The organism is Actinophytocola sp. (genome assembly GCF_035634895.1).
Classification (GTDB): Bacteria; Actinomycetota; Actinomycetes; order Mycobacteriales; family Pseudonocardiaceae; genus Actinophytocola.
In genome coordinates this window covers 22,936-29,106 of record NZ_DASQCC010000108.1, presented here as the reverse complement: position 1 = coordinate 29,106, position 6,171 = coordinate 22,936, and the positions used below count along the sequence as shown (strand labels likewise).

Below are 6,171 nucleotides of genomic sequence, written 5' to 3'. Positions count from 1 at the left end.
AGGTCACCGTCGCTCAACAACACCCGCTCACCCTAGCGAGCCCCCACCATGTAAGCTCACCAGCGCTCTGCGGATGTAGTTCAATGGTAGAACATCAGCTTCCCAAGCTGAGAACGCGGGTTCGATTCCCGTCATCCGCTCAAGACGCAAACCCCCAGGTTACAGGATGTCTACTGTGGATCCGGGGCTTTCGTGTTTCATGATCGAACTACCCTGGCGTGCTGTCTGCGTGCTGTAGCGACCCTCTCTGACCAGCCGAGATGCGCTGGTTACGCGGCGTCGGTGTTGTCATGTTGCTGGCGCTTCTTGCGCCGCTTCCCCTTTTGTCCTTGGCTGTCTTCCCCCGGTGTTTGTCGACACGTGCCGAGAGCCGGTCTGCGATGGCCTGGTCTGCCTCGGTGCTGGGGTGCTGGGGTGCTGGGGTGCTGGTAGATGATCGCGGCGCGCATGTCGTCGTGGCCAATCCGCACCATCAGGTCCTTGGTGGACGTGCCGGCCTGTGCCGCCCACGTGTTACCGGAGTGCCGCAGGTCATGGAAGTGGACACCGCGCTCCCGAGCCTCAAGGTCAGCGAACGTCGTAGCCATGACCGGAGACTCTTCCGCCTCACCAGCCGTCCCAGCCTCTGTCGTCGTTCCTTCCTATCTCAGCCGCTAACCAGCTGCTTCCCCCGGAATTGACGCAAAGCCGAGATCAAGCGGGGCGCTATTCCTGCTCATGGCCAGCCTCGGGCTGGTTGGACACATCTTCATCCGGCAGGCCCAAAGACGGATCCTGCCTGCCAGTACCACGCCTGAGCACGATGCGTATCACGCCAAGGAAGCGGACCTGGGCATCGTCACCCGGCTTAGCCCGACTGAGCGTGCGCTCATGCAGCCATACAACAGTGCCGAGTAGAAGGGAGAGGCAGACGGGCACAAGCCACGGATTGATGGTGAAGACGCCCCACACGACGAAACCCGTCCAGGCCACGGCGACCCCGGATCGTCACGGCCTTGGTGTGCTCGCCGCGTGCTGCATGGGCTGAGTACTCAGCCTGCTACGCCAGGTCTTCACTGTGCGCACGCCAGACCCGGGGCGAGCAACCCAACCCCAAGCCGCCGGGAACAAATCCCAGGCGCGGTCGTCAATTCGAGAGTTGCTCTGTCCGACGCTGAAGACCAACGCTGGACAGAGCGTAGCCCATCGGCGCCATCCCATCGCGGCAAGGTGGAGGGTCGGCTTGGCCGCTACCAACCTTCGAACTCCGCCGTCTCTTCTCATGCGATACATGTGCTGTAGACACAGGTCAACCACGGACAACATCGGTTACGCGATGCAGCACCCATCGGATCGCTTCACCAGCGACTTCCCAGCACTTACGCGCCCGGCATGGCCCCCCTGGACCTTCCTCGTCGCCCTTGGTCGACATCCGGCCTTGGACGCCCAGATGTCTCCCGCGTGCCGCGAGGTCGTGGAAGTGCACGTCGGCCAGTCCGAGGTCAGCCAGCCCTGGTCCACTTCACGCGCTGGGTTGATAGGCAGACTCGGCGACGGCGACTAGAATTTGACCAAATTCGGGCCGTGCACCTATAACGCTAGTTATACACGCCCAGAAGAGACGGATCCTTCGCCTCAAGCGCACCCTGCAGCTCCGGATCGACGAAACTCAATGCACCGTCAAAAGTGTGCTGCAGGTTGCTGACAAGACGGGCAACCGTGTTTCCGCAGGACCCCTCATCGAGGTATATGCGCAACCAATCGCGACCAACGTCAAGCCGAATTCCGTTGGCCACATGCAAATCAACCGCATGAACTTCAGCGTAATCTGACTTTATCTCGGGTGCACCCCATAGTCGATAGGGGGCGCGGGAAGAGAACAGTGTACCCATAAATGCATCGAGGTCATTGACCCTACGACTGAATCTAATAACTATAGGCCCACCCCACACGCCACCCCCAGTTCCGTCGTCACCTGCCGAGCCGGTCGTGTAAGGCTTGTAGGACAAAGCTCGGTCCTCACAGAGTCCGACGAGCCGCCTGTACCGCTGAACCACGTATCTAACGAATTGGGCGTGAAATTCGAAGGAGTCGCCGGTCACAAGGAAATGACCCATACGATTGACGCCTTCTTCGATCTGACCGAGATCTGAATCCGCCAGAGACGCCTGAACGCGATCGAACGAAACCGACGAACGATACTCGTCAATATTTGAGATATGATCGAGCAGGCCCGCCGCACCTTTTCCAGAGAGCTGCACACGTAAGCCCCGCGCAGGCGATTCTCCGTCAAGAAACCCACTACCGTCGAACACAGTATGAACTCTTCTTGAAATTGCGTTCGGCGAAAGATTTCGTAGATGAGCTGACGGTAACCACATCCAGTCGAGCTCTCGTCGTTGATCTACTTCCTTCTTGAGGAAGGCTCTCACTACCTGAGTCTGAAGATCCGTATGAACTGACCAGAACCTCTCATCCAACTGGTCAACCCAAAGAACACCTTCAGGAAGCATTGCCCTATAAAGGAAAGCATCACTCGTAGGTTCAACGTTCTTTGAACCTACGATGTCTTCAAGTAATGCATGCGGTTGATCCGCATGCGCTTCCACGACGAACGTCTTGGTGGGCGCGGTGGGGTCAAGGGCAAGGCTGCGACCCATGTCGGCTCTGGTCGTCACGACGTCACCTCGCCTTCTTCCGTCCCGTCCTCATCATCCGCCTGAGCAAGCTCCTGCAACAGGTCTAGTTGATCAGGATCATGCTGACGTGTCCGCCGCCGTCTACCCTGACTACTGCGAGCAAGCGCTTGGTATGCCTGCGTTCGCCCCCGAGGATCGTTGTCCTCCGGAGTCTTCAGGAGTCGAACGAACCCGAAACCGCCGTCGTTTGACGTTGGGCCCTGATACTCGAACGTCGAGGTATCACCCTGCGCGATCATCCTCGCCGCCTCGCCGACGGTCTTCACGAGCTTCTGTCGAGCCGCCCGCGCGTAGAACGTCAGATACGGCGCAACCTCTTCAGCCAGCCACATCACACTCACCTGCTGACGACGCAACGCGAGTGCCCGCACCAGTTGAGCACGGACAGCTGGAGTGAGCGCAGTCGCGGAGGAGTCCTGGTCGAACTCGATCAGGCGCGGCGGAGGACCCCCAAGCGGCAACGACGAAGTTGGGAAGGCCTCACGTAACACCTCGGGTGTGTTCTCAGGGAGGTCGAAAAGGATGTGGTCAGGGCAGACGCCAACTATTGGGCAGCCAAGCTCCACTTCATCCAGGCCTCGCCTGATGCGAGCGATGTGCTCACACTGGCACGCATAGACAGGGAACACAGACGGACGTACTGGACTACTCAGGGTGATATTGCCTGCTAGAACGACCGCCTCGGCATCTAGTTCCCGATACTTCGCGGCCTGTGCGGGCTCCACGTTGGCACCCGACTTGGCCTCGCATGCCAGCAGAACCGACCGCTCACGATTGAACAACAGCGCATCGGTAACGACCTTGCCCGCACCCACGGTGACTGGGACTTCAAGTCCCGCCAGGTCATAGCCACGGTCTCGCAAGAGCGGTTGGTTGACATCATGAGGAGTCACCAAGCCAAGCAGCCCATTCACCGGCAACAGGCGATCTTCCACCAACATCCCCCATCACAGACAGATGAGCGCATCGGACCGTATCAGTGGATCGCCGTCTGATCGGGTAGCTGACAGTCAACCCCCGGCGGCGAGTCCTCCACCATCACTCGTCCTTACTCGTCATTGGGTGAGTACCCGCTGTGACCATTGTGTGGTCACAGCGCAACACTGTGCCTCCGCGTCACCCCGACATAGCTCCAGCCTTGGCAGATCTCCCGGTGCGGACAAGAGGCTCCGATGTCGTTGCGCCCTGTCGACGCCAGGTGCGAAGAGCCCAGGGCGGGTACCGGACAGGCGCTGGGTCGGTTTCGAGGTGGCGGTGGAGGCAGTCGGCTGGGGGGCGGCGGTTACCATTCGGCGGTGCCAGAACTCAAACTCGAGATTCAGATGCTGCACGACAGGGTCCTGGTGCAGCTCACTCCCGAGGAGGGGGAACGGCGTAGCACCGGTGGGATCGTCATCCCGGCTACCGCGCAGATGGCTCGGCGGTTGGCGTGGGGGGACGTGTTGGGGGTCGGCACCAACGTTCGGAACGTGAAGGTCGGCGATCGGGTGCTGTTCAACCCCGAGGACCAGCTCGAGGTCGAGATTCAGGGGCGTACCTACCTGGTCATGCGTGAGCGTGACCTGCACGCCATCGCCAGTGAGCGGATCGAGCACGGCACAGGTTTATATCTCTAGGGGAAGGCGAAGCGTGGAGCACAGATGGCCGGAGTCGCACGCCGAGCAGACGGACGTGCTCACCCCGATCACCCGTTCCCCCATGGACGAGCCGACCGAGCGGATCCGGCCCGAGACCGACCCCGCGGCCAAGCGGAAGCGCCTGCGGCGGGTCGGGCTCATCGGTGGCTCGGTGTTGGGTGCGCTCGTCATCGTTTACGGCGTTGACCTGCTGCTCAGCAGCGGTGAGGTCCCTCGTGGAGTCACCGTGGCCGGTGTCGCGGTCGGTGGAGAGTCACACGGTGACGCCGAGCGGATTCTTCGGGATCGGCTCGAGTCTCGGCTCACGGAGCCGGTCAAGGTGCGTGCCGGGGACGTCGACGCCGCGGTCGAACCCGCCGACGCCGGGCTCGCCATCGACTGGGCGGCCACGCTCGAGCAGGCCGGTGACCAGCCGCTCAACCCCATCACGCGGCTGACCTCGCTCTTCAGCACGCGTGAGGTCGGGGTGGCCACGACCACGGACGACAAGAAGCTCGACGCGGCGATCAAGGAACTTCAGCCCAAGATCGACCGGGCGCCCGCGGAGGGCACCATCCGCTTCGAGGGCGTCACACCGGTCGCCGTCGATCCGAAGCCGGGGCAGAAGCTTGACGTGCCGGGTGCGGAGAAGGCACTGCTCGACGGGTGGGCCGGGGGTCGGCCGGTCAAGCTGCCCGTCGACATCACCAAGGTCAAGACGACGGCCGCCGGGGTGCGTGCCGCGGTCGACCAGCTCGCCAAGCCGGCCGTCGCCGGTCCGGTGGTCGTGCACGGCGAGGGCAAGGACGCCACCATCGAGCCCGCGGTCATCGCCGGCTCCCTCGTCTTCCAGCCGGCCGCCGGCGGTGGTCTGACCGCCACCATCGACCAGAACAAGCTGGTCGGCGCCGTCGGGCCGCAGCTCGCGTCCACCGAGATCGAGGGCAAGGACGCGCAGATCGTCTTCTCCGGTGGCGCCCCCAAGGTCGAGCCTTCCGTGGACGGCAAGGGCGTCGACTGGCCCAAGACCCTGACCCCGCTGATGGACACGCTGAAGAAGCCCGACGGCCGGGAGCTCAAGGCGGAGTACGCACCCAAGCCCGCGAAGGTGACCACCGACGCCGCCAACAAGCTCGGCATCAAGGAGGTCATCAGCGAGTTCACCACCGGTGGCTTCGCCCAGGACTCCGGTGTCAACATCCGCACCGTCGCCGCCGAGGTCAACGGCGCGATCGTGGCACCGGGTGAGACGTTCAGCCTCAACGGTTACACCGGTCCGCGCACCAAGGCGCAGGGCTACGTCGAGGCCGGCGTGATCGAGAACGGCGCGCCCGCCCGCGAGGTCGGCGGGGGCATCTCGCAGTTCGCGACGACCCTGTACAACGCGGCCTACTTCGGGGCCATGAAGGACGCCGGGCACAAGGAGCACAGCTACTACATCAGCCGCTACCCGGCCGCGCGTGAGGCCACGGTGTTCCAGAACCACGACGGCAGCAGCGTGATCGACCTGAAGTTCACCAACACCTCGGACACCGGGGTCGCCATCCAGACGATCTGGACCTCGTCGTCGATCACGGTGAAGCTGTGGGGGACGAAGAAGTACGAGGTCACGTCGGTTCCCGGGGAACGGACGAACCAGACCCCGCAGCAGGAGAAGCCGGGGCCGGCGGAGAACTGTCACGCCACCAACGGGGCGCCCGGGTTCACGGCCTCCGACACCCGGATCATCCGGGAGGTCGGGAGTGGCCGTGAGGTCAGCCGGACCACGCGGAAGGTGAAGTACAACCCGCAGCCGAAGATCGTGTGCGCGCCGCCCGGCTGATTCCCGACAAGTACAGAAAGTGACCTCCGGGCGTCAAGACGCCCGGAGGTCACTT

6 protein-coding genes and 1 tRNA gene are annotated in these 6,171 nt (G+C 62.8%); 3 read left to right on the top strand and 4 right to left on the bottom strand.

Going from position 1 to position 6,171, the window contains the following annotated elements:
- Positions 1 to 69: 69 nt before the first annotated feature.
- Positions 70 to 140 (top strand) — tRNA-Gly (locus VET29_RS15585).
- Positions 141 to 269: 129 nt separating this feature from the next.
- On the opposite strand, the gene VET29_RS15580 is transcribed toward VET29_RS15585, so the two are convergent.
- The 4 genes from VET29_RS15580 to VET29_RS15565 form a co-directional block, all read right to left on the bottom strand.
- A complete protein-coding gene (locus VET29_RS15580) occupies positions 270 to 587 on the bottom strand; it encodes a tyrosine-type recombinase/integrase (RefSeq protein WP_324920600.1) in 318 nt (105 codons plus the stop codon).
- Between the two features lie 118 nt (positions 588 to 705).
- The gene (locus VET29_RS15575; protein WP_324920598.1) at positions 706 to 972 is read right to left on the bottom strand and encodes a hypothetical protein; all 267 of its coding nucleotides are present in this window, start codon (positions 970 to 972) and stop codon (positions 706 to 708) included.
- Positions 973 to 1,577: 605 nt separating this feature from the next.
- Positions 1,578 to 2,657: a hypothetical protein gene (locus VET29_RS15570; protein WP_324920596.1), complete on the bottom strand. Its 1,080-nt coding sequence runs from the start codon at positions 2,655 to 2,657 to the stop codon at positions 1,578 to 1,580.
- Entirely contained in the window at positions 2,654 to 3,613 is a 960-nt protein-coding gene (locus VET29_RS15565) for a hypothetical protein (RefSeq protein ID WP_324920594.1), read from the bottom strand. Before VET29_RS15565 ends, VET29_RS15570 begins: the two co-directional genes overlap by 4 nt.
- Before the next feature lie 387 nt (positions 3,614 to 4,000).
- Between VET29_RS15565 and VET29_RS15560 the strand changes: the two genes are divergently transcribed.
- Entirely contained in the window at positions 4,001 to 4,294 is a 294-nt protein-coding gene (locus VET29_RS15560; RefSeq protein WP_324920604.1) for a co-chaperone GroES, read from the top strand.
- Between the two features lie 13 nt (positions 4,295 to 4,307).
- Complete coding sequence (locus tag VET29_RS15555; RefSeq protein WP_414636504.1) at positions 4,308 to 6,116, top strand: VanW family protein; 1,809 nt, start codon at positions 4,308 to 4,310, stop codon at positions 6,114 to 6,116.
- Positions 6,117 to 6,171 lie beyond the last annotated feature (55 nt).

What these genes read in the sequence shown, in the direction of transcription:
- VET29_RS15580 (WP_324920600.1), bottom strand. Translation starts at nt 587, where the DNA reads ATGGCTACGACGTTCGCTGACCTTGAGGCTCGGGAGCGCGGTGTCCAC.
- VET29_RS15560 (WP_324920604.1), top strand. Translation starts at nt 4,001, where the DNA reads ATGCTGCACGACAGGGTCCTGGTGCAGCTCACTCCCGAGGAGGGGGAA.